This is a genomic window from Pontibacillus sp. HN14, from assembly GCF_021129245.1.
Lineage (GTDB): Bacteria > Bacillota > Bacilli > Bacillales > BH030062 > Pontibacillus.
In genome coordinates this window covers 807677-831167 of record NZ_JAJOLR010000001.1, presented here as the reverse complement: position 1 = coordinate 831167, position 23491 = coordinate 807677, and the positions used below count along the sequence as shown (strand labels likewise).

Annotated in this window: 27 protein-coding genes; 21 read left to right on the top strand and 6 right to left on the bottom strand. The window is 38.6% G+C overall.

Annotated elements, in window-relative coordinates:
• Positions 1-17: 17 nt before the first annotated feature.
• Together LQ226_RS04185 and LQ226_RS04180 are read right to left on the bottom strand one after the other, a co-directional pair.
• A complete protein-coding gene (locus tag LQ226_RS04185) occupies positions 18-686 on the bottom strand; it encodes a queuosine precursor transporter (protein WP_231416572.1) in 669 nt (222 codons plus the stop codon).
• Positions 687-894: 208 nt separating this feature from the next.
• Entirely contained in the window at positions 895-1095 is a 201-nt protein-coding gene (locus tag LQ226_RS04180; RefSeq protein ID WP_036779253.1) for a cold-shock protein, read from the bottom strand.
• A 353-nt stretch (positions 1096-1448) separates the two neighbouring features.
• Between LQ226_RS04180 and LQ226_RS04175 the strand changes: the two genes are divergently transcribed.
• The 9 genes from LQ226_RS04175 to LQ226_RS04135 all read left to right on the top strand — a co-directional run bounded on the left by LQ226_RS04175 (position 1449) and on the right by LQ226_RS04135 (position 8213).
• Positions 1449-3119: a formate--tetrahydrofolate ligase gene (locus tag LQ226_RS04175; RefSeq protein WP_231416571.1), complete on the top strand. Its 1671-nt coding sequence runs from the start codon at positions 1449-1451 to the stop codon at positions 3117-3119.
• 109 nt (positions 3120-3228) lie between these two features.
• Complete coding sequence (locus LQ226_RS04170) at positions 3229-4086, top strand: DUF72 domain-containing protein (protein ID WP_231416570.1); 858 nt, start codon at positions 3229-3231, stop codon at positions 4084-4086.
• Positions 4087-4094: 8 nt separating this feature from the next.
• Positions 4095-4694: an HD domain-containing protein gene (locus LQ226_RS04165; protein ID WP_231416569.1), complete on the top strand. Its 600-nt coding sequence runs from the start codon at positions 4095-4097 to the stop codon at positions 4692-4694.
• A gap of 109 nt (positions 4695-4803) precedes the next feature.
• A complete protein-coding gene (locus LQ226_RS04160; RefSeq protein ID WP_370635431.1) occupies positions 4804-5766 on the top strand; it encodes a thymidylate synthase in 963 nt (320 codons plus the stop codon).
• A 23-nt stretch (positions 5767-5789) separates the two neighbouring features.
• Complete coding sequence (locus LQ226_RS04155; protein ID WP_231416567.1) at positions 5790-6278, top strand: dihydrofolate reductase; 489 nt, start codon at positions 5790-5792, stop codon at positions 6276-6278.
• Positions 6279-6564: 286 nt separating this feature from the next.
• Positions 6565-6792, top strand: a complete 228-nt coding sequence (gene tatA / locus LQ226_RS04150) for a twin-arginine translocase TatA/TatE family subunit (RefSeq protein ID WP_231417567.1) — start codon at positions 6565-6567, stop codon at positions 6790-6792.
• Between the two features lie 21 nt (positions 6793-6813).
• Positions 6814-7014, top strand: coding sequence for a twin-arginine translocase TatA/TatE family subunit (locus LQ226_RS04145; protein ID WP_231416565.1), 201 nt, complete (start codon positions 6814-6816; stop codon positions 7012-7014).
• A gap of 89 nt (positions 7015-7103) precedes the next feature.
• On the top strand, positions 7104-7886 hold the full coding sequence (tatC, locus tag LQ226_RS04140; RefSeq protein ID WP_231416564.1) for a twin-arginine translocase subunit TatC: 783 nt from the start codon (positions 7104-7106) through the stop codon (positions 7884-7886).
• Positions 7887-7991: 105 nt separating this feature from the next.
• A complete protein-coding gene (locus LQ226_RS04135) occupies positions 7992-8213 on the top strand; it encodes a YozE family protein (protein ID WP_231416563.1) in 222 nt (73 codons plus the stop codon).
• A 42-nt stretch (positions 8214-8255) separates the two neighbouring features.
• On the opposite strand, the gene LQ226_RS04130 is transcribed toward LQ226_RS04135, so the two are convergent.
• Positions 8256-8342, bottom strand: coding sequence for a YjcZ family sporulation protein (locus tag LQ226_RS04130; RefSeq protein ID WP_231417566.1), 87 nt, complete (start codon positions 8340-8342; stop codon positions 8256-8258).
• Between the two features lie 211 nt (positions 8343-8553).
• Between LQ226_RS04130 and LQ226_RS04125 the strand changes: the two genes are divergently transcribed.
• The 10 genes from LQ226_RS04125 to LQ226_RS04080 all read left to right on the top strand — a co-directional run bounded on the left by LQ226_RS04125 (position 8554) and on the right by LQ226_RS04080 (position 18401).
• Positions 8554-9705 carry an exonuclease SbcCD subunit D gene (locus tag LQ226_RS04125; RefSeq protein ID WP_231416562.1) on the top strand — a complete coding sequence of 384 codons (1152 nt, stop codon included), beginning with the start codon at positions 8554-8556 and terminating at the stop codon, positions 9703-9705.
• Complete coding sequence (locus LQ226_RS04120; RefSeq protein ID WP_231416560.1) at positions 9629-12823, top strand: AAA family ATPase; 3195 nt, start codon at positions 9629-9631, stop codon at positions 12821-12823. The genes LQ226_RS04125 and LQ226_RS04120 overlap by 77 nt, the downstream gene beginning before the upstream one ends.
• A 134-nt stretch (positions 12824-12957) precedes the next feature.
• The gene (locus tag LQ226_RS04115; RefSeq protein WP_231416559.1) at positions 12958-13347 is read left to right on the top strand and encodes a DUF5365 family protein; all 390 of its coding nucleotides are present in this window, start codon (positions 12958-12960) and stop codon (positions 13345-13347) included.
• A gap of 69 nt (positions 13348-13416) precedes the next feature.
• Positions 13417-13665 (top strand): DUF2584 family protein, encoded by a 249-nt coding sequence (locus LQ226_RS04110; RefSeq protein ID WP_231416557.1) that lies wholly within the window; start codon positions 13417-13419, stop codon positions 13663-13665.
• A gap of 339 nt (positions 13666-14004) precedes the next feature.
• On the top strand, positions 14005-14691 hold the full coding sequence (locus tag LQ226_RS04105) for a uracil-DNA glycosylase (RefSeq protein ID WP_231416555.1): 687 nt from the start codon (positions 14005-14007) through the stop codon (positions 14689-14691).
• Positions 14692-14869: 178 nt separating this feature from the next.
• Positions 14870-15526, top strand: a complete 657-nt coding sequence (gene vrrA / locus LQ226_RS04100) for a VrrA/YqfQ family protein (protein ID WP_231416554.1) — start codon at positions 14870-14872, stop codon at positions 15524-15526.
• An 85-nt stretch (positions 15527-15611) separates the two neighbouring features.
• Positions 15612-16574, top strand: coding sequence for a peptide-methionine (S)-S-oxide reductase MsrA (gene msrA, locus LQ226_RS04095; RefSeq protein ID WP_284526480.1), 963 nt, complete (start codon positions 15612-15614; stop codon positions 16572-16574).
• A 184-nt stretch (positions 16575-16758) separates the two neighbouring features.
• Positions 16759-17358: an alpha/beta hydrolase gene (locus LQ226_RS04090; protein ID WP_231416553.1), complete on the top strand. Its 600-nt coding sequence runs from the start codon at positions 16759-16761 to the stop codon at positions 17356-17358.
• Between the two features lie 60 nt (positions 17359-17418).
• On the top strand, positions 17419-18129 hold the full coding sequence (gene sfsA / locus LQ226_RS04085; RefSeq protein ID WP_231416552.1) for a DNA/RNA nuclease SfsA: 711 nt from the start codon (positions 17419-17421) through the stop codon (positions 18127-18129).
• A 68-nt stretch (positions 18130-18197) separates the two neighbouring features.
• Entirely contained in the window at positions 18198-18401 is a 204-nt protein-coding gene (locus LQ226_RS04080) for a DUF6501 family protein (protein WP_231416551.1), read from the top strand.
• Between the two features lie 40 nt (positions 18402-18441).
• Here the strand turns inward: LQ226_RS04080 and LQ226_RS04075 are convergent, their stop codons facing one another.
• A complete protein-coding gene (locus LQ226_RS04075; protein WP_231416550.1) occupies positions 18442-18813 on the bottom strand; it encodes a cbb3-type cytochrome c oxidase subunit I in 372 nt (123 codons plus the stop codon).
• 126 nt (positions 18814-18939) lie between these two features.
• Here LQ226_RS04075 and LQ226_RS04070 point away from each other — a divergent pair, with 126 nt between their 5' ends.
• Positions 18940-20538, top strand: a complete 1599-nt coding sequence (locus LQ226_RS04070; RefSeq protein ID WP_231416549.1) for an amidohydrolase — start codon at positions 18940-18942, stop codon at positions 20536-20538.
• 74 nt (positions 20539-20612) lie between these two features.
• Here the strand turns inward: LQ226_RS04070 and LQ226_RS04065 are convergent, their stop codons facing one another.
• Positions 20613-20960 carry a winged helix-turn-helix transcriptional regulator gene (locus LQ226_RS04065; RefSeq protein ID WP_231416548.1) on the bottom strand — a complete coding sequence of 116 codons (348 nt, stop codon included), beginning with the start codon at positions 20958-20960 and terminating at the stop codon, positions 20613-20615.
• A gap of 248 nt (positions 20961-21208) precedes the next feature.
• Between LQ226_RS04065 and LQ226_RS04060 the strand changes: the two genes are divergently transcribed.
• A complete protein-coding gene (locus tag LQ226_RS04060) occupies positions 21209-22168 on the top strand; it encodes a TIGR03571 family LLM class oxidoreductase (RefSeq protein ID WP_231416547.1) in 960 nt (319 codons plus the stop codon).
• 68 nt (positions 22169-22236) lie between these two features.
• Here the strand turns inward: LQ226_RS04060 and yfkAB are convergent, their stop codons facing one another.
• Positions 22237-23361 carry a radical SAM/CxCxxxxC motif protein YfkAB gene (gene yfkAB / locus LQ226_RS04055; RefSeq protein WP_231416546.1) on the bottom strand — a complete coding sequence of 375 codons (1125 nt, stop codon included), beginning with the start codon at positions 23359-23361 and terminating at the stop codon, positions 22237-22239.
• Positions 23362-23491: the final 130 nt, after the last annotated feature.

Below are 23491 nucleotides of genomic sequence, written 5' to 3'. Positions count from 1 at the left end.
CCTCCATTTCAGAATGACTATTTATGAAATCGCTTTGCGATATAAAGAAAAGGCGTATCGAGCATAGCGACTACAAATTTAATGACATAGGTGGTAGTAAAGATCTCAACCCAAATATTAGTCGGTACCTCTCCTAAGAAAGCAATTAAGGTAAATACTAATGAATCAAGTAGTTGGCTGATCATCGTACTACCATTATTTCGTACCCAAAGAAAACGGTCGTCTGAGAACATACTTTTTAATTTAGAATAAATGAAAACGTCAATATATTGACTGACAATGTATGCGACCAGACTCCCTGCGGCCACCCGTGGTAATAAACCAAAGATGGTTTCTAAAGCTGCCTGAACCTCGCCTCCAACTGGAGTAAACCACTTGACCGCTATTTGCATCATAACCGTCATACTAATAAGCGTGAAAAAACCTAACCATACTGCTTTTTTCGCTTCCTCTTTTCCATACTTCTCATTTAATATATCTGTAGCTAAGAAAACTGTCCCATAAATAATATTACCTAAGGTAGCGGTCAAACCAAACATTTCTATTGTTTTTGTAACCTGAATGTTTGCTACAACAGTAGCCATTCCAATCCAAACAAATAGGCCTTGTTTACCGAATCCCTTATAGATCAGTGTAAGCATGGAAAAATTAATGATAGCAAAAACAATCCATAATAATTCGTTCATATCTTCAATCCTTTCTAGTTTTGATCTCGCAGGAAGTTTCGAACTGCGCTATGCACAACGGTAAACAATTATACGGGTTGTAGAACCGTTTTTCAATATAGGAAGGTGTATCCATTACCAGTTATGGTCTGCGCCTTTTGGATTTTTACCCATAAAAAAGCGACAACTCGTATGAGTTGTCGCTATATTTCATGCGTTTTTGGTTAATTTAGTTTTTTACAACGTTAGCAGCTTGAGGGCCACGGTCGCCTTCTACGATTTCGAAAGAAACGCTTTGACCTTCTTCAAGTGTTTTGAAACCTTCTTCTTGGATTGCAGAGAAGTGTACGAATACATCGTTTCCACCTTCTACTTGGATGAAACCATAACCTTTTTCTGCGTTAAACCATTTTACTGTACCGTTTTGCATTGTAAAATCCTCCTAAAACATTCACGTTTAAACGTGAGACGTGATAATACAAAGTTGATGTAAGAAATACATAAAAAAGGGTAACTCCAGTAGAAATGTAGGATCATCAAATCCCGACCACTTCTATTGAAGTTACCTCGTCTTTCATGATTCCACATCTTCTTTGCTTAGGTCTAATATAGCTTATATTTATAAAGGAAGTCAAGGAGTAATAAGAATTTTTAAAACAAATTGTATTTTCTCAATTCGTTTACCAACTAATTGAATGCTTTCCTTTATTAGAATACCCGTTCTTTGCATTTTTAGTACCATTTCATCTAAACTATAAAAGTATTTACGAAAGGAGTATTATAATGAAAAAAGATATAGAAATTGCGCAAGAAGCTACTATGAAACCAATCGAAGACATCACAAATCAATTAGATCTGGATTACGAAGACTGGGAGCCATATGGTCGATATAAAGCCAAGTTATCAGAATCTCTATTACATAAATTATCCGATCGAAAAGATGGAAAGGTAGTCCTTGTGACAGCGATAAACCCTACACCCGCCGGGGAAGGTAAATCGACTGTTACTGTGGGACTAGGTCAAGCAATGAATCAGTTAAACAAAAGGACTGTTATTGCACTAAGAGAGCCATCTCTTGGGCCGACAATGGGTTTAAAGGGAGGGGCAGCAGGTGGCGGCTACTCCCAAGTATTGCCGATGGAAGATATTAATTTACACTTTACGGGAGACATTCACGCAATTACGAGTGCTAACAATGCGCTGTCAGCCTTTATCGATAATCATATTCACCGAGGGAACGAATTGAACATCGATCCTAGAAAGATTGGTTGGAAGAGAGTTCTTGACCTAAATGATCGAGCATTACGGGAAGTTGTTGTCGGTTTAGGAGGGCCTTTAAAAGGAGTTCCGAGGGAAGATGGATTCAATATTAGTGTAGCTTCAGAAATCATGGCTATTTTATGTCTTGCTTCTGATTTGGAAGATTTGAAGAACCGTTTGGCTCGAATTGTATTTGGTTACACCTATGAAGACAAGCCTGTTACGGTACAACAGCTAGGAATGGAAGGAGCATTAACGCTACTTCTTAAAGAAGCCATTAAACCAAATCTTGTGCAAACTATCGAGAATACGCCTGCTATTGTCCATGGGGGACCTTTTGCAAACATTGCCCACGGTTGTAATAGTGTTATGGCTACTACAATTGCTTCTAAACTAGGTGAATACGTTATCACAGAAGCCGGTTTTGGTGCTGATTTGGGAGCAGAGAAGTTCCTTAATATCAAAACACGAGCTGGGGACTTCACGCCGGATGCGGTCGTTATAGTCGCTACTGTTCGAGCTTTGAAAATGCATGGTGGTGTTCCAAAAGAGGGATTAGGAGAAGAGAATGTTAACGCACTACAAGAGGGAATGTCTAATTTAAAAAAACATATGGAAACGATTGAATCCTTTGGTCTTCCTTTTGTGGTCGCCATTAATCGTTTTCCAACTGATACAGAAGAAGAATTAAATTTTGTAGAGAAGTGGTGTGAAGAGCAGAACGTTCGGGTAGCTCTTACTGAAGTTCATGCTAAAGGTGGCACAGGTGGTCTCGATCTTGCTCGGGCTGTCATGGATACTGTTGATAAGGAGGCTCGTTCCTTCACTTATACGTATGAACTTGAAGATCCGATTGATGAGAAGGTGAGGAAAATTGCCCGGACTGTTTACGGGGCTAAAGATGTCGAGTTTTCCAACCAGGCGAAGAAACAAATGAAATTGTATGATCAGTTGGGTTGGGGGAACCTACCGATCTGTATGGCTAAAACGCAGTATTCTCTTTCTGATGACCCTGCATTACTTGGTCGGCCATCTGACTTTACCATTACCATCAGGGAATTCAGTCCTTCTATTGGAGCGGGCTTTATAGTGGCTCTAACAGGAGATGTTATGACGATGCCTGGTTTACCTAAAGAACCGGCCGCTCTAAAGATGGATGTTGATGCGTCTGGAAAAGCAAAAGGGTTATTTTAATACCCATAATAGAACAACTTCCTGAGATTGTCCCTATACGGGGCAATCTCTTTTCCTTTACAGCTTAAAGAGCCCTTCGTAAAATGAAAATAGAATAGGAGTGAGGGGAATGATGAATGTTTCGATTGGCGTTACGGGTTGGGGAGACCATGATCAACTTTATCCTACAGGTACGAAAAATCATGAGAAATTATCTGCCTATGCTTCGCATTTTCCTGTAGTGGAAATTGATAGTGCGTTTTATGCTATTCAACCTAGACGTAATTACGAGAAATGGGTTAAGGAAACTCCTGATGGTTTCTCATTTGTTGTAAAAGCCTATAATAAAATGACAGGGCATCATAAAGAGAAACTATCGTCAGAAGAAGTACGTGATATGTTTATCGCGTATAAAGATTCCATTCAACCGTTAGTAGATGCCGGGAAACTAAGGTTTGTATTGTTTCAATTTCCACCATGGTTTTCTGTGTCGAAAGAAAATGTTCAGAAACTCCGTGTTATTCGTGAGCTCATGGGAGATTTACCAGTTGCTTTAGAATTTAGAAACCAGACGTGGTACTCTAGTTCTTATAGAGAACAGACACTATCGTTTATGGATGAAAATAATTGGATTCATGGTGTAGTGGATGAACCTCAAGCTGGAGAAGGTTCTGCTCCTACTGTTCTTAGAGCCACACATTCTGAGGAGACACTTGTTCGATTACATGGTCGAAATGTACATGGCTGGAATAAAAATGGCCGAGAAGATTGGAGAGAAGTTCGTTTCTTATACAGATATAACGAAGAAGAGTTGAGCGAATGGAAGAGAAATGTGAAAACATTGTTAGAACAGTGTGAACACGTAACGGTTCTGTTTAATAACAATTCCGGTGGAGACGCTGCTGATAATGCTAAACAATTTATAGATCTGTGCGAGGTCAATTATGACAATTTAAATCCGAGACAAATGGATTTATTCCAGGATTAGGGGGGCTTATGAAGAAGAACACTTTGGAGCAATTATCATCATTTATTTATAATCGTTTTACACATGACGCTACAGGACATGATTATTATCATATGAAGCGGGTTGCTATAACAGGAAAGAGATTAGCTTTACAGGAAGGCGCAGACCCGGTTGTATGTGAGATAGCAGGTTGGTTACATGACGTTATGGATCCGAAGCTGACAGATGACCCTGATCGAGAAAGACAGGTTATAATTGATTTACTTCGATCAATGTACGTTTCCTCAGAGGTTCAAGATCAAATTTTTATAGCGATGGAGAACGTTTCATTTAAAACAGGTCACCAAGTTCCAACCTCACTAGAGGGAAGAATTGTTCAGGATGCAGACCGGTTAGATGCAATGGGAGCGATAGGAGTTGCGCGCGCGTTTGCATATGGAGGGGCAAAGGGACAAGCTATACATAATGAAACATCAGAAAAAACAACAATTCAGCATTTTTATGAGAAGCTTTTAACGTTACAAAGCCTCCTGAATACTGACTCTGCTAGAAAGATCGGTCAACAAAGGCATGATTTTTTAAAATGTTACTTAGACCAATTCTACGAAGAATGGGAATGTAAAAATTAAAAAAAGATGGTTCCTTTTAGCGAATTTGAATTTTGTTTTGAGGCTAATAAAATTGAGGATATATGATATAATGTCTCGGAATAGTTTTAGAGAGAACGAGGTGTCAGTTTTGGAAACAAATGAAAAAGCATACTTAGATATGTGTCGATATATTTTAGAACATGGGGCTCATAAAGGTGACCGTACCGGTACAGGGACCCTGTCCACTTTCGGTTATCAGATGCGCTTTGATCTATCAAAAGGGTTTCCGCTCTTGACGACAAAGCAAGTTCCTTTTCGTCTTATTAAAAGCGAACTTTTATGGTTCTTAAAAGGAGACACGAATATTCGTTATCTCCTCAAGCATAACAATAACATTTGGAACGAATGGCCATTTAAACAGTGGGTAGAAAGTGATGACTACACAGGACCTGATATGACGAATTTTGGTCTGCGAAGTCAACAGGACGATGACTTCCATGAACAGTACAAAGAGCAAATGAATCGTTTCAAAGAACGCATTTTAGAAGATGGTACCTTTGCTGATACATACGGAGATCTTGGGAATGTGTATGGTAAGCAATGGCGTAACTGGGAGTCCTCTCAAGGTCATACGATAGATCAGATTAAGCAGGTCATTCATGATATAAAAACATCCCCTGATTCAAGAAGACTAATTGTATCTGCATGGAACCCTGAAGATATCACGCCAGATCGTGCAGCCTTACCTCCTTGTCATATATTATTCCAGTTCTATGTGGTAAATGGGAAGTTAAGCTGCCAGCTATACCAGCGGAGTGGTGATGTTTTCTTAGGCATTCCTTTTAATATTGCAAGCTACGCCCTACTTACTCATTTAATAGCTGAAGAGTGCGGTCTTGAGGTTGGGGAGTTTATCCATACGATTGGGGATGCTCATATTTATACCAATCACATTGAGCAGATTAAAACTCAACTCTCTCGCGAGATGAGACCACTTCCTTCTTTGAAAATTGAAAAAGAAGGGAAATCGATTTTTGATGTAGAGATCGAAGATATTACACTAGACGGATACGACCCGCACCCCCGTATTAAAGCACCTGTTGCTGTCTAGTTGCTGAGAAGGAGGAAGAACAAATGCTCTCATTTTTAGTCGCAATGGATCGAAATCGCTTAATAGGAAGAGATAATGATTTACCTTGGAGATTGCCTAATGACTTGAAATTTTTTAAATCGGTTTCAACTGGAAAGACCATAATAATGGGTAGGAAAACATTTGAGTCAATGAATGGACCGTTGCCTAATCGAGAAAATGTGGTTCTGACACGAGATGAGGACTTTAAAGCTGAGGGTTGCAAAGTAATCCATAGCTTGGATCCAGTATTTGAATGGAATAAACAAAACCCTGATAAAGAGTACCTCATCATAGGAGGAAGTCACATCTTTGAACAAACTCTTGGTGAGGCAGATCGGATGTATATTACACGAATTGAGGAAGACTTCGTTGGTGACACTTACTTCCCTCCATTTAATAAAGATGAATGGATACTTACGAAAAAAGAGCAAGGTAAACAGGACGATAAGAATCCATACGAATATTACTTCTGTCAATATGACCGAAAGTAAGAATGAAACTCATGCAGGTTGTTGCATGAGTTTTTTTATAAGGAAGAGATCTTTAGTGGACATAAAGGAAGAACGTCTATCTAGAATTATAGATGAAACATAGACAAAACATATAAAAAGGCTTACAATCGAAGACGAAAGACATATTTTTCCCGTGGATATTAGAAATAATTTATCATGGATCTGTTTAGAGTACGGATGTTTGTGAGAAACTTAAAATAATAGATCCAATTAGAAAAAATGCGCAGTTAGAATGACTGCCATTTGGACAAGGGACGGTGAGGACATGTTATCAACAATTGGTATTCCAGGGTTAATCCTGATCCTTGCAATTACACTTATCATTTTTGGGCCCAAAAAGTTACCTGAAATTGGTAAGGCAACAGGGCAGACATTAAAGGAATTTAAGAAATCAGCCCGGGAATTGACGAATGATGAAGATGATCAGACGATCATTGAATCTAAAGGAAATTCTTCTAATCAAGATCAAACATCCCCTAACACTCAACAATAATAAAGACATGGAGTGGTGATTATGTTAGGCTCAATTGGCGTACCTGGTCTTATACTTATTTTAGTGATTGCTCTTGTCATTTTTGGACCTTCTAAACTTCCTGAGGTTGGTAAAGCTGTTGGTAGTTCACTACGTGAATTTAAAAAAGCAACATCAGACCTCACTAGTGGTGATTCTGAAGATTCCAAGAAGATTGATCAAAAGCAAGACAAAAATGCTTAAAGTGTTTGTATAAGGAGATGTAAGGGGCAAAGTCTCTTACATCTTCTTTCATGAAAATGGAATCGACGCTCCCATTTGGAGGTGCAGCAATGGAACACGGACATAATAATTTAGATAAAGAAATGAATGTAACGGAGCACTTAGGGGAACTTCGGAAGCGATTAATTATTACCATCAGTGTTTTTATTCTCTTTTTTATTGGCGGTTTTATTTTTATAGAAGAGATCTTCCAATTCTTTAAACTAGGATTCGAGCAGCGACTGCAGGAGTTAGATAATCAGAACACCACCCTGACCGTTTTAGGGCCATTTGATATATTATGGGTTTATTTAACGTTAGCAAGTGTGATTGCTATCGCCGGTACACTGCCTGTTCTCTGCTTACAAGTGTGGTTGTTTATTAAACCTGCCTTAACACCTAAAGAACAGAAGGTGTCTCTAGCCTATATCCCGGCTATTTTCCTCCTCTTTATTGGAGGATTATGCTTCGGATATTTCATGATTCAACCTTTAATATTTAATTTCCTGGTTTCTTTAGGGGATAACATGTTCACTATGATGTTTACAGCAGATAAGTATTTTAAATTCTTATTAAGAATCACATTACCTTTCGCCATTTTCTTTGAAATTCCAATCATTATGATGTTCTTAACAAGTCTTGGAATTGTTCAACCTGGTTTACTGCGAAAGGTGCGTAAATACGCGTACTTTGTACTCATTATTATAGGAACTATGATTTCTCCTCCGGACTTTATTCTTCAAATTGTAGTGGCAATTCCACTCATTGTTCTCTATGAGGTATCCATCATTCTATCGGGTATCGTAGCTAGAAAACAAGCAAGGAAAACAGAAGAATTCACAACAGAATCATAACAGAAGAAAAGGATACCTTGAGGGTATCTTTTTTCTTTCTAGATTGCTTTTTACAAGACTTCATGTTACAAAAGTAAAAAGCATGATATAGCAAGGGGGAAGAGAATGCGATCGTTTTACCATTTTATGATGACTTTTCGCGGTAAGTTAGTACCTGATGATAAGAGTGGGTTAGCGGACTGGATGTTTGAAGATGCTAACTTCCCGAAACATTCCCATTCTTATGATGAGATAAGCCGTTACTTAGAGTGGAATATACCATTTCCAACTGCATTAAGTGTTTTTGATGAACTGTGGGAAGAGTATCAAATGAATGAAGCAATTTAACGTTTAACGTATAAAAAAACCGCCTTTTGGCGGTTTTTTGCATTAATAAAGGAATGTAGCACCAACAATAATTAACAAAATAAATAAGACAACGATTAGTACGAAATTATTTCCATAGCCACAGCTCATGTGAGGCCCCCCTTTTTCATGGATAGTATTACAATATGGTGAAATAGCGGAGAATGTATGGGCGAATGCGGAGAAAAGGAAATTAATTTGTATTACAATGGAATAGGAAGTGGTTGACGTTACCTCTTCCATTATAATCTTTGAGATGACACTTGATTATTTAGCTCAGTGATATAGAATTTGGTACGATAGTGCAAAGGGAGGTTCATCTATGAAAATTATTCATACTGCGGACTGGCATCTAGGGAAGCTTGTCCATCAATTACATATGACAGAAGACCAAGAATACATTCTTGATCAATTTATAGAGATCGTAAAAAATGAGAAACCAGATGCGGTTATTATTGCAGGAGATTTATATGACCGGGCTGTACCGCCAAAAGAAGCGGTTGATTTATTAAACCGCACACTCATTACGTTAATCTTTGATTTAAATATACCCGTATTAGCGATATCGGGAAACCATGACAGTCCTGACCGTTTAAATTTCGGAAGCCAACTTTTTAAACGACAGCAATTTTATTTGCAAGCAAGATTAGAGGATGCTTTTACACCAGTTCGCCTTTCAGATGAATATGGCGAAGTAAATTTTCATTTAATCCCTTACGTCGAACCTGCAGATGTTAGGAAAGTTCTAGAAGACGATACAATTGAGACCCACCAGCAAGCTATGAAAGCGATTATTGATCATATAACAGAAGATCAGCAGCAAGAAGAACGCCATATATTTGTGGGTCACGCGTTTTTAGCGGGTGGGATGGAATCAGAATCTGAGGAAAGACTGTCCATGCTTGGAGGTGCCCCTTATATTCAGGCTGAGCTCTTCCGAGACTTCTCCTATGTAGCACTTGGACACCTGCATCAACCTCAAAGAGTTCAAGATGAATCGATTCGTTATTCAGGTTCTATATTAAAGTATTCCTTCTCAGAGGCCCGCCATAAAAAAGGGGTAACAGTTGTGGAATTAGACCATGATGGTGTCTCTTCTATCAGACAAGAACCCTTGGTTCCTAAACGAGATATGAGGGTGAAAGAAGGGTATTTACATGATCTTCTTGACGAACATGAAGAAGGTATGGAGGATTACCTGCATATTAAACTGCTTGATGAAGGTCAAATTCTCGATCCTATGGGGAAGCTCAGGAAGAAATATCCTAATGTATTAAGTCTAGAACGCGTAGGGTTAATTGGTAAGGCACATACTGATCAATTATCCAATGTTCAAGAGAGAAAGCAAATGTCTCATATGGAGTTGTTTGAATCCTTCTATAAAGAAGTAAAAGGTAGTGAGATGGATCATCAGAGAAAAGAAGCCATTTCTACTATTATTAACGAAATTCAGGAACAAGAAAGGAACCAATAGTATGCGAGCGATTCAACTAACAATTGAAGCATTTGGGCCATATTCTGATCGGCAGGTGGTCGATTTCACCCAATTAGGTCAAGAAACGGTGTTTCTTATTACAGGGCCTACCGGTGCCGGAAAGACGAGTATATTTGATGCGATGGTTTATGCATTATACGGTCGTGCAAGCGGTAGTGACCGAGATCAAGATACATTAAGAAGTCATTTTGCAGAAGAGGACCAGCAGACGGAAGTTCAGTTTCGCTTCGAACTAAAACAGAACATGTATGAGGTGAAGAGAACCCCTCGGCAATTAAAGAAAAAAGAAAAAGGTGAAGGGTTTACCGAGCAACCCCCGAAAGCTGAATTATATCGAATAAAAGAGGGAGAACATGAGCTTCTTGCTTCGAAGATCAGAGAAGTAAATGAGTCTATTGAAAATATGCTTCATTTAGACTATGAACAATTTCGAAAGATGATTATGATCCCACAGGGTGAGTTTAGACGCCTGATATCAGAGAACAGTAAAGAACGAGAAGAGATCTTACAGAAAATCTTTCAAACGTACGTTTATGAACAAATGACTGATCGTTTAAAAGAGGAGTCAAGAGAGTTAAAAAATGTAATAGAATCCATAGAGGCAAGGGAACAAGAAGAACTCAATCGTTTAGATTGGGATGAGGAAACACGTGATTCTCTATCATCTTCATCTGATGTGCTAACAAAGCTTCAACAAGATATAGAATCTGACGAACGGCACCATCATCATAATAGAGAGATGATTGAGAAAGAACGAAACACGTTAACATCCGCTCGAGAAACTTTTTATGAAAAGAAACAGTTAAAACAATCCTTCCAGAAATTGGTTCAACAAGAGCAAGAAGTCAAACAGCTGGAAAAACAAAAGCCTGAGATGGAAAAGGTCGAGCAAGAAATTGGGGCTGCGATTAAGGCCAGTCGGGTTAAGCCCTATGAAGAACAAGTTGTTCAAAGAAAAGAAGAAAAGAAAAAGCAGCAAGATCAACTCTTTCAAAAAGAAAAAGCACTCCAAAGCCTCAATGAACGCTACCAACAAACCAAAAAAGACTATGAATCCGCCATTTCTAAAGAGGATGAATTAGAGTCATTAAACTTAACCATCCAACAAAAGAAAAAAGATTATGAGAAGCTAGAACATTTTAAAACATTGCAAGAAGATGAGAAATCTCTCAAGAAATCGAAAGAGCAAGTGGAAGCTTCGGTTAAGAAATTAGAAGAACAAATGAAAGAATTAAATGAGAAGTGGCAGAACCTTTCAAAAGAAACAGCCGATTCACAAGGTTTAACGAAGCGGTATTATGAAGTAGAAAATCAGGAAAAAGAATACAAAAATCGACTAGAACAGTTACAAAACCTGATAAATGAAGAAAAAAAGATCCAAACGATGATTCAGTCTTATCACCAATCAAAAAAACGACTCGAGGATGCAAAAAAGGATATTGAGCGTTCAAAAGCTAATTTGAAACAATTAGAACAGACTAACCAACAGAATCAAGCTGTTCGATTGGCGAGCCACTTAAAGAACGGAGAAGCATGTCCAGTTTGTGGATCCTTAGAGCATCCGGATAAAGCAACTACACATAAGACACCCATTTCTGATGAAGAACTTGAGCGAGCGAGTAAACAGCTAGAAGAAGCCGAAGAAAAGCATAGTAAAGAGCAAGAATCATATATTCAAATTAAATCTGATGGACAAACTCAGCGCCAAATAACGGATCAGCTCTCGAATGATCTCGTGGAACATTTAAAAGAGGACCTTATAGACAATAATACTCGGCAAGAACAGTTTCAATTTTGGCAAGAGAAGCAAAAAACTTTACGTTTGGAGAAGGAGTCACTTTCCCGTCAGATTCAACAAATTGAGGGTGCTCGTAAAGAAATGGACGAAGTAAGCCAAATGATTAGTAAGGTGAGTGAAACACTAGAAAGCAGCCGTAAACAACTCTCATCACAACATGATCAGTGGCTAACGGCATCTACAAAGCGAGCTCAAATTGAAGAAGAAGTGTCTGGTATGACTGCTGATATTGAAAGTTTCAAACGTGAGCTATCCAATATGGAGGAAGAGTATCTGAAGAAGCAAAAAGCTTTAAAGGAAACTACGGAAGCTTATCAAAAAGAAAGAGAACAAAAGCAAAAGTTAGAAACAGAAATAGAAGGGCAAAAAAGTTTTTTACAAGAAACAGATCATCATGTCCAAGCAGCTACAGAGTCCTTTGAGAAGTTCTTAATAGAGATGGGCTTTCATTCCGTTGAAGATTATACTCATGCCAAAATGGACACTCACATCGTTGAACAAAAACAAAAAGAAGTAGAGAATTTCCATTCATCCTATAAATCTCTATTAGAAGGTTATGAGACGCTTAAAAAGCAACTTGATCACGAAGTTGAGCCAGACCTTTCTTATTACGAGGAACAGGTAACCTATTCAGAGAAAAGACTTCAGCAACTTAACGAGAGTCAACAAGTATTGCATCTGAAGATTAAGGAACAGAAGAGGATCCATAGTAAATTACAGGACTTACTAGATGAGAAACTAAAGAGTGAACAAAGATATTATTATATTGGAGAGCTATCACAATTAGCTAGAGGTGATAATTCTTATAAATTGTCATTTGAGCGCTATGTACTTTCGGCGTTTTTAGATGAAATTATTCTTCAAGCTAATCTTCGGCTTGATGCAATGACAGAACACCGTTATCAATTGGAACGTAGCAAGGAAAGAGCAAAAGGCGGGGCGCAGAGTGGTCTTGACCTTGAAGTGCTTGACCACTATACCGGCCAAAAACGGTCTGTCAAAACATTATCTGGAGGGGAAGGATTTAAAGCTGCCTTAAGTCTTGCGCTTGGAATGGCGGATGTTGTACAAGCCCATGCAGGGGGTGTTCAATTGGATACCTTATTTATTGATGAAGGCTTTGGCACTCTTGATGAAGTTTCCTTAGAACAGGCGATTGACTGTCTGAAAGATCTCCAAAAAGGAAATCGAATGCTAGGTATTATCTCGCACGTACCTCAGTTAAAACAAGAAATCCCTGCTAAATTACAAATACTTCCTTCTCCTAAAGGGTCTACGTGCCAATTTATCTTCCATTAAATAACTGGAAGTATTTACATCTTAAATTCTGACAATTTCGCGTGATATAGTAATGGATAGAATTAATATTAATCTATTTCCATTATCATTATACGAAATGACAGCGTGAGTACGTTGAGGAGGCCTTTATAATCATGAGAATTGTCACAGCATCAACCCCTGAACAGCATAAGTATGTAAAAGAAATGGTTACATATTTTTTTGAATCCCTCTTTCCTTTTTTCTTCTCTAGTTCTTATAGAGAGGATTTAAAGAACTTCGGAGTCCTTGAGTTAAAAGATCTAGAAGAGTTTTCCCTTAAAGAAATACTAGAGATCACCGCTGCTCTTCAGACATTACAGAGTCTTATGGAATGTATGTCTGAAGAAGGTTCGGAGATGAAACATTCCAAGCAGTTTGAACGAAATACTAAAATTCTGACTAAGCATTCGATTTATTTCCCATTCAACTATGATGACTTCTCGTCAGCCGACGGCGAGTCTCTCTATATGGCAGGTAAGGCTTATAATCAATGGATCATATAGAAATGACTTGTCAAGCACCCGACTCTAAAGTAGGATAAAGGAAAAAGGATAGGGATGGAGGGGATGAGGATGTCTATGCCTCTTTCATTAGAAACAAGGATTATTACTTTTGGTGATGAAAAAAGAGTAGAGGAAAAAGAAAACGTATTTGAACTCTATCTCGATCGGTATTGTTTATTTCCTGTAGATGAATTAGTAGAGGTTTTACGAACTGAGGACTCAGAGCAGACCGGCACGGCTAAAATTGTCGAAATGACTTGGGCCAATGGTCAAACACGATTAGTCTACCGATTAATTTCGTTATATAGCGTCAATTAATGACAGGAAACAAAAACTCATGTAGAATGTTGCGCTTGCCCGGGAAATAGAAAGCATTTCCCTTATGAATTTTCATGAATTTGCCATAAGTCATTCATTCCAGAGGGACTTCTTTCGCTTATACTGAAAGTAGACCAATCATAAATGAGGAGAAAGAAGGGATTCCTATGATGACGGCTATGGTTTTTGGACTGATTCTAAGTGGTAGTTTTGCTCTCATAATCGCGGGAGAGCTAACAACAGATTGAACGATTCCGACATTGAATGCTATACTTCAAAAACAGGTACCCTTATGGTACCTGTTTTTATTTATCTACATAATGCCCGAGGAGAATGGATATGGAAATTTTAAAAAACGATTGGAAAGATGTTTTAGATAGCCAATTTAGACAAGAGTATTATCAGCATTTAAGGGAATTTTTGAAGAGTGAGTATGCCAATAAAATGATTCATCCTCCTATGCATGATATCTTTAATGCTTTGCACTATACGTCCTATAAGGATACAAAGGTCGTCCTATTAGGGCAGGATCCTTATCACGGAGTTGATCAAGCTCACGGATTTAGTTTTTCGGTTAATCCTGGAGTAGCAATCCCTCCCTCTCTCCGTAATATTTATAAAGAGTTAAAGGAGGATGTTGAGATCACCCCTCCAAATCATGGGCACTTACTACATTGGGCTGAACAAGGCGTCCTTCTATTGAATACGGTATTAACTGTAAGGGAAGGTCAAGCTCACTCTCATAAAGGGAAAGGATGGGAAAAGTTTACGAACGCTGTAATTGAAGCGATTAATCAGCGTGAATCCCCGGTTGTGTTTTTATTATGGGGGAAACCTGCTCAACAGAAAATGAATATGATCGATACAACTAAGCATTTGTGTTTAACGGCACCTCACCCGAGTCCTCTGTCTGCCTATAGAGGCTTTTTTGGAAGTCACCATTTCTCTCGAACAAATGAATTTTTAGTACGACAAGGCCTCGATCCTATTGATTGGCAACTTCCACATGATCCCTATTCATCATAATACTGTATGCACTCCTCTAACCATTCTAAACGATTGATTAGAGGAGTTTTTAGTTCTGAATTTATTGAAGGATTGTAGAAACGATTGGCGATCCGACTAAAATTATTAGATTCGCCTACACCTTCCATCCCTTCTTTACGTACATTAGAAGTAGTGAATATAAAAAGGAGGGGAGCCAATGAATCAAGGTATGAGATCATTTGGTCCCGGTAATATACCCCAAGCAGGAAGAATGTTTAATCAAGGCCCTAGATTACCACAAATGCCCCAAAGGTTTGGACCCCAAGGATTTCAAAATCCACTTCCTCGTAATTTTACGGGGTTCAATGGATTTGGAGGCATGCAAGGGTTTCCTGGTATGTCGAATATGGGAGTTCAAGAAGTCGCTAGCCAAGCGCGTGGAGGAGGCGGCCTTCTCTCAAAACTCTTTTCCTCTGGAGGGGGAGGGGGACTTCCGTCATTAGGCGGAGCAGCTCAAGGATTAGCGGGAACTGGCGGTGGAGCTACTGGGATGTTGAATAATGTACAACAAGTGCTGAAAATGGCTCAATCAGCCATGCCAATGGTCCAAGAATATGGGCCGATGGTACGTAACATTCCGACGATGTTTAAGTTAATGAAGATTATGAACGAACCAGATGATGGTGATGAAACAGTAGAATCAGATGACCAACAAGAATCTGATGTTACTCTTAATAAAGAGAATAAAACGAAAAAAGAACCATCTAGCACGGTAGCTAGTCACACTTCCCAAAAAAACTCTAATAAGAAAGAGCCTATTTCAAAACCGTTGTCAGAAGGAAACGGGCCTTCTAAGCCAAGAATGTATATCTAAATAAGCAATTTTCTTGATTTTTCACCTCTTAAAGGAAACAATATAGGATACGATCTATTTGTTTTGATTAGAGGAGGAATGCATCGTGACGAGCAACAATCTTGAGATTGCGACATTTGCGGGTGGCTGTTTTTGGTGTATGGTAGAACCATTTGATCAGCGTCCAGGTATTCATAAAGTGGTCTCCGGTTATACAGGAGGTCACATGGAAAATCCTACGTACATGGATGTTGTTACGGATACAACAGGCCATGTAGAAGCTGTGCAGATTACGTTTGATCCTGAGATATTCCCTTATGAACATCTTTTGCAAGTGTTCTGGCAGCAAATTGATCCAACTGATGCAGGTGGACAGTTTGCAGACCGTGGAGAATCGTATTCAACTGCTATTTTCTATCATAATGAAAGACAGAAAGAATTAGCGTTGAAGTCTAAACATGAATTACAAGAGAGCGGAAAGTTTAAAGCTCCTATTGTAACAGAGATTTTGCCTGCTTCTACTTTCTATACAGCTGAGGAAAAGCACCAAGATTATTATAAAAAACAGCCTTATCACTATAAACGTTATAAACAAGGATCTGGCCGTAAAGATTTTATCGAGACTCATTGGAAGATGGAGAAAGACCCTAACCAACTAAAAGAAACACTCTCACCTATGCAGTATAAAGTGACACAAGAAAATGGAACTGAACCTCCTTTTAGAAATGAGTACTATGATCATGAAGAGGAAGGAATTTATGTCGAAGTTGTCTCTGGTGAACCTTTATTCAGCTCCCGTGACAAATACGATGCTGGTTGTGGTTGGCCAAGTTTTACACGCCCGATTGATTCCTACTTTGTAGAAGAGAACATGGATACTACTCATGGTATGATCCGAACTGAGGTGAGAAGCCGAGCAGGTGATTCACACCTAGGGCATGTTTTTGATGACGGTCCAAAAGAAGAAGGTGGCTTGCGCTATTGTATTAACTCTGCAGCCTTGAAGTTTATTCCAAAACACGAATTAGAACAAAATGGCTATGGATATTTACAATTTCTGTTTAATTAATAGGAACTATAAACCCTCTTTGATTAATATCAGGGAGGGTTTTTGAATAGGGATTTATTGTGCATTGCTCATTTCAGAAAAATGAGTAGTTATTGACATTATCTCGAAATCGAGATAAAATTTTAGTAGATCATGATGGAAAACCATAATTATATTATGTAAACTTAAAGGGTGGGATATGAAAATGAAACATTTATTTAAACAAGGGGAACAAGGGAAGCCGGTTTTTCTTCTTTTACATGGGACAGGTGGAACTGAAGAGGATTTACTTCCTATAGCTGATATGATCGATCCTAAAGCATCTGTGTTATCCGTTAGAGGGCAGGTTAATGAAAATGGGATGTCACGTTTTTTCAAACGTCTACGTGAGGGCGTTTTTGATGAGGAAGACCTTGTCTACCGGACAAATGAGTTGTATCGTTTCCTGGATTGGGCTGCAGAGAAGTATGAATTTGACCGTAAACATGTTGTAGCGATCGGCTATTCAAACGGTGCTAATATAGCGGGGAGTTTACTCTTTCATTATAAGCAAGTTTTATTAGGAGCTATCCTCTTTCATCCTATGGTTCCGCGTAGAGGTGTATCACTTCCGGACATGAGTAATTTACCCATTTTTATTGGAGCAGGAACAAATGACCCTTTATGTAAACCTGAAGAAACAAAAGACCTTAAAGACCTATTAGAAGGGGCTTATGCGAGGGTTCACCTTTATTGGGAGAATAATGGTCACCAGCTGACAGAAGCGGAAGTTTATGAAGCTAAGAAGTGGTATACTAGCATATGAGAGACTTGAGGGTGATGGTTGAAGCTCCAAGGCATTCTTTTTTTGGGGGGTAGTAAATTCATGTTCATTCCTTTTCATCAGCCACTTTACGAAGCTACATTCGTAGAACGACCAAACCGATTTATTCTTCATTGCCGCCTAAGACATTCAAAAGAAGTCGTTAAAGTGCATCTCCCTGATCCTGGCCGATTGAAAGAAGTGCTTCGAGATGAAGCCACGATCTATGTCCAATATAGTGATAAGAAAGACCGCAAAACAAGTTGGTCAGCTGTATTGGCTCAAGACCCCGTTGATGGTGCTCTCATTTCCTTGCAAACAACACTAGCCAATCATCTGATAGAAAAGGCTCTGAAAGAAGAAATGATTGAGCCATTCAAGTCGTTCCTATTTAAGGCTAGAGAATTTACTAAAGGTCATTCAAGGTGGGATTTCTATGTTTCTAAAGGAAATCAACATCATTTAATTGAGGTCAAGAGTGTGTCCTTAGGTTACAAGGGGGAAGGGTTTTTCCCTGATGCCGTTACTAAACGTGGGACGAAGCACGTTACCGAATTAACTTCTATCATTGAAGAAAACGATTGGCATGGGACGATTCTCTTTGTTTGCCAACGGAATGGACTTCATTCTGTGCGTCCTGCTGAACATATTGATCCTTCGTTTACGAAAGCGCTTAAAAATGCTCGTGATAAAGGGGTTCATCTCTTAGCTTATTCTACAACGATTACCCTTGAAGGGATTTATCTGTCAGAAGAGGTACCTGTATTCATATAGGAAAAGATTGAATCAATTGATTGATCTATAGTAAGATAAGAATAGTTGTACATAAAGGAGTTGTCGAAATGATTCATAAAACTTGGTACGAAACAGAAACCATAAAAAAAGTGGAATGCGTGCATGCGGATGCAGAAAAGTACATTGTAGACCGCGTGCTCACACCTGGGAAAATATATGATGTTAAGAATGAAACAGAAGAGTTTATCTTCATTATTGATAATACAGGTCGTATGGGCGGTTTTAAGAAAGACTATTTTAAAGAAGTATAAAAAAAGGACCTCGTTTCGAGGTCCTTTTTTTGTGCCTTTTTTAAGAAGCTTTCAGGTTCACACAAATATTCCAAACAAAAGCTATAATGCCTAAGACCGTTACCGTTGAACCGATAGCTGCTCCCATTCCAAAAGCATCGTTTTCAAGGTAAAGTAATAAGAATAAGGAAATCATCATAATTGGCAATCCAATGTTATGGAGCCAAAAATGAATTTTTCCAGATAGCGATTGCCCTAGTGCCGGAAAATGATAATATAAGATACCTGCTAGTGTTAATGAGGTCCAACCTAATAAGTTCATGTGTACATGTACGGGAGTGAAACGGTAATCATGAGTAATGGACATGATTAATCCTAATACTACTGAGATTAAAAAGTATAAGGCAGAAATCTTTATCAATTTAATAGCCATGTAGCTTCCTCCTTTCTTCTCATACTACTCTATGCCTATGTTGAAGTAGGTCATAATATCCATTTACGTTTTAGGATTTTAAAGAAGGGTAGAGTACTTTTGGAATCACTTAATAGGAGGGATAGCATGATTATAGAAAATGTTCGTATTTATACACCAGATCAGTCCTTTGATCATTCAAAAACGTATTCTTTACATATTGAAAATGGAGTATTTACAAAGATTGAAGAAGGACTAAATGGAGATCCGGATGCAATAGATGGTGAAGGAAAAACGATAGTAGCTGGATTTATTGATTCCCATATGCATTTATTACGCTTTGGATTATTAAAGAAAGAGTTAGATCTTACAGAAGTGACATCTTGGAAAGAGATGAAAAAAGAAGTAGAACAGCATTATAAATCTCTTGAAGACAAAAATTGGATCTTCGGAAAAGGATTTGATGATGCTCAGTTCTCTGATATTGATGATCTTCTTACATCAGATGACCTTAATGAAATTGAAATTGATAAATATATGTACTTTATGCATCATGACCAGCATGAATGTGTTATTAGCCATAAGCTTTTAGAAAGACTTCAAGAGGAAGAGGATTTTTATAAACAACCTGAAGTATTTAAAGAAAGAGATGAAGAAGGTAATCTTACCGGTCGATTTAAGGATACCATGGTACACTTTATTAACTATCACCTCTGGGAACGTTCTATTGAGGACACAAAGAATGCTTTATGTGAAGCGATCCCTTATCTGGTTTCTAACGGGATCACGTCTGTTCATACCGATGACCGAAGCTTTGTCGGTTCATATGATACACTTTGGAAAGCATATGAAGAGGTAGAGGAGCAAGGGGAGCTGCCTATTGAAGCATTCTTGCACCATTACGTATACGATGAGAAAGATCTTGATGATTTTATCAAAGACACCGTTCGACGTACTGGTCAAGGAACAGATCATATCAAAGTAGGATCGATTAAAATCTTTCTAGATGGAACGCAACGTCTTCACACCGCGGCAATGAGACAACCTTATCCAGATGCTCCAGAAACAACGGGTCAATTGATTTACGAACAAGAAGAATTGAATCGTATGATTCGTAAAGCCTCAGAAGCAGGAATGCAAGTAGCGATGCATGCTCTTGGAGATCGAGGGGTGGAATCAGCACTCATTGCTTTAGAACAAGAGGAGGCCAATACATCACAATTGAGGCATCGGATCATCCACGCTCAGACATTAGGAGAAGACTTGTTGAAGCGATTAGGCAAAGTGGGAGCATACATTGAAACGCAACCTACCTTTTTAATGGGTGAATGGGATAAGAAGGATAATTGGAGTCCAGAAGAACTGCTCCCATATTGTGATGCATTTCAGAAAATGCTTCAGCATAATGTTCCGATTACACTAAGTTCTGATGCTCCAATTGGTTCTATTAATCCACTTGACTCTGTATTTGCTGCAGTCAATCGCGTTGATGACAATCATCAACCTGAGGGTGGATGGATGCCTGAAGAGAAGCTCTCAATTCATCAGAGCTTTAAGGCATTTTCAGAAACACCGTCTTATTTGGAATTCCAAGAATCTAGAAAAGGCAGGATTAAAGAAGGTTATCAAGCTGATTTCGTCTTATTAGATGCATTTCCTACAGAAGTAGATCCTCTTCAAATACGTTCGTTATCTGTTGAAGAAACTTGGGCAAAAGGAGAGCGTGTATATCTTCGGAGTAAATAATTAACTATTATAAAGAAACAATGTGATCTAAAAAGGGTCCAGTCAAAATAGACTGGACCCTTTTAAAGTTAGGTTTATGATTCGATTGTTTCTTTCTTTAATTCATCACCTGTTTGAGCAATGTGGTCTTCCCCCCATGTGCATAAGGAAGTTAAGATTGTCTCAAGACTCCATCCGTAGTCAGTTAAGGAGTATTCCACTTTAGGGGGCACTTGATTATAGACTCTTCTTTCTATGATGCCGTCATCTTCAAGTTCTCTTAATTGTTGAGTTAACATTTTTTGAGTAATTTCAGGGATCAGTCGTTTTAACTCGCTTGTTCGTTTTGTTCCATTATCAATTAGGTGACAAAGTATAACAACCTTCCACTTTCCACCAATTACATCCAATGTTGCTTCTACAGGAATATTATATTGCTTCACGGGAACCCTCCTAACAGCTGGTACACAAGTTTTCACCATAATAGTATAACGTTCCTAATAGTGTTCTGCCAAGAATGGTGCATTATGTATGATCTTAAGCTAATTTTTTGTCATAAATTTATTCTTCTTTCATACTTCTAGTTAGCCTACACCTTACTATTCGGTTCAAGCGAGGGTTTTATCTGCCTATGCTTACGCTTAAGTATGCTATTAAACGTGAACAGAGCTACCAGAAAGGACGTTAAAGAATGAATTGGAAAGACCATTATGGCTATAGTCGTATGATTAAAGAAAATCACTTAACAATCGGATTAAATATGCCACTTGAAAATCACGGCAAAGCAATGCCGACGCTTGAAAATCAAGTCGAACGGGTACAACTAGCTGAACAACTCGGATTTACTTCCATATGGTTTCAAGATGTGTTGCTAGAGGATCCTACCTTCCATGACCCCGCAACTGGACAAATTTTGGATAGTTTTATTTATTTAACTTATTTAAGTGCTCATACCCAGTTGATCAACTTCGGGACAGCGGCATCAGTTTTAGCTTTACGTCACCCTGCAAGATTTGCAAAAGATGTGGCCAGTATTGAGAATCTATTACCTGAACGCTTTATGCTCGGCCTTTCATCTGGAGATCGAAGACGAGATTTCGAAGCAATGAATATTCCTATTATGGAAAGAGGGAAGCTGTTCAGAGAGGCTTATGATTATGTTCAACATTTATTATATAAGGACTACGTAAACTTCGACTCTAATTTTGGGAAAATAGAGAACGCAACGCTTGTTCCAAAACCTACTAGGTCCATTCCGATGTTTATAACTGGATACGCTCAGCAGAGTATGGAGTGGGTGGCTGAGCATGGTGATGGATGGATGTTCTACCCTCAATCTATTGAGAAGCAAGAGGCTCTTATAAACCAATACAGGGAACAAGTTGAAAACTTTCATCAAAAAACATTCAAGCCCTTTTTCCAACCAATTGTTTTTGACCTTGCTGAAGATAAAGATCAAGAGCCAGAGAAAATTACCTTAGGTTATCGTATGGGTTCTAAGGCGCTAATTAGGTGGTTAAAGCAACACGAACAAATCGGAGTTAATCACGTTTTGCTATCATTAGCCAATAGTACAAGACCGGCAGAAGAAGTCATTCAAGAGATAGGAGAAGAGGTAATCCCGCACTTCCCACCCCATCATCACTATTAAGGGAAGGTTAGATACTTAACCTTTAAACATAAGACCGCTAAAGAGTTTTTCTCCTTAGCGGTCTTGGTTCATGATCGACTGATTTTAGATTCTCTTTGATTAAAATCAACATCTTTGTAATAAGTATTCTTTACAAGTACATTAGGACCTAAACAAGCTGCAGCTGGGCAGTGGCAATTTAAAGCTTGGGCTAATGAACTTTCATTCCATTTATTATAGGCATCCGGGAGAGAGGTTGTTTGAATATTTCCAAGTGGCGGTTCGTCAGCAAAGTCTGTAACGATTATCTCTCCGCTGAAAATATTAACATTTAATCGAGATCGACCATCTGGGTCATTCCGTACGGTAACATTTTTCTCATTGAACAAACGTTGCTGTAGGGCAAGATCTTCTGAGGAAGTACTACATGGGTAAAATGGCAACGTCCCAAACAGCATCCACATGTCTTCGTTACGATGATCGAGTAATCTCGTAATTCCATCCCGCATCTCTTCTAAATTGAGAGTTTCTAGTCCGCTTGCGAAGTCAACAGGATACATTGGGTGTACTTCGTGTCGCTGGCACCCCATCTCGATGACATGGTCATGTATTTGTTCTAGGTAAGGATAAGTTCGTTTATTTAGCATTGTTTCTGCTGAAACCATTACCCCTTGAGCGGACAATCTCTGTGAATTTTCAACCATTCGTTCAAAATATTCTTTTCGTAATTTCTCAGAAGGTTTTCTTTCCATTCTTGCAAAGCCTGTTGTTATAAACTCCTCAACCGTTCCCCAGTTATGTGAGATATGTAATACATCTAGATAAGGTATAATCGGTTGATATCGTTCGTAAGGAAGCGTTAGATTTGAATTTATTTGAGTACGAGCCCCTCGCTCATGTGCATACTTCAATAGAGGCACTACATACTGTTCCACAGATTTCTTTGACAAAACAGGTTCCCCTCCGGTGATACTAAGTGCGCGCAAATGAGGAATCTCATCCAAACGCTTTTTTAATAGTTCAAACGGTAGGGCATCTGGATCTTTATTTTGTAGCGTGTATCCTACTGCGCAATGATCACACCGCATATTACAAAGATGAGTTGTTGTAAATTCAACATTTGAGAGAATCATCTCTCCATGCTCTGTTACATCCATATAAGCTTCCCAAGGATCATTTTGGGGCGTAATGGGGTGAAGCTTCATGTCTTCCATATATGAAACTCCCTTTCTATATAAAATTAAACACACTAGCTACCATTCTACCACTTATGATCGAGAAAAAGAACCATTGCCAAATTAAGAGTCATCAACAATCGTGTTCTATATTTAAACACTGCTATAT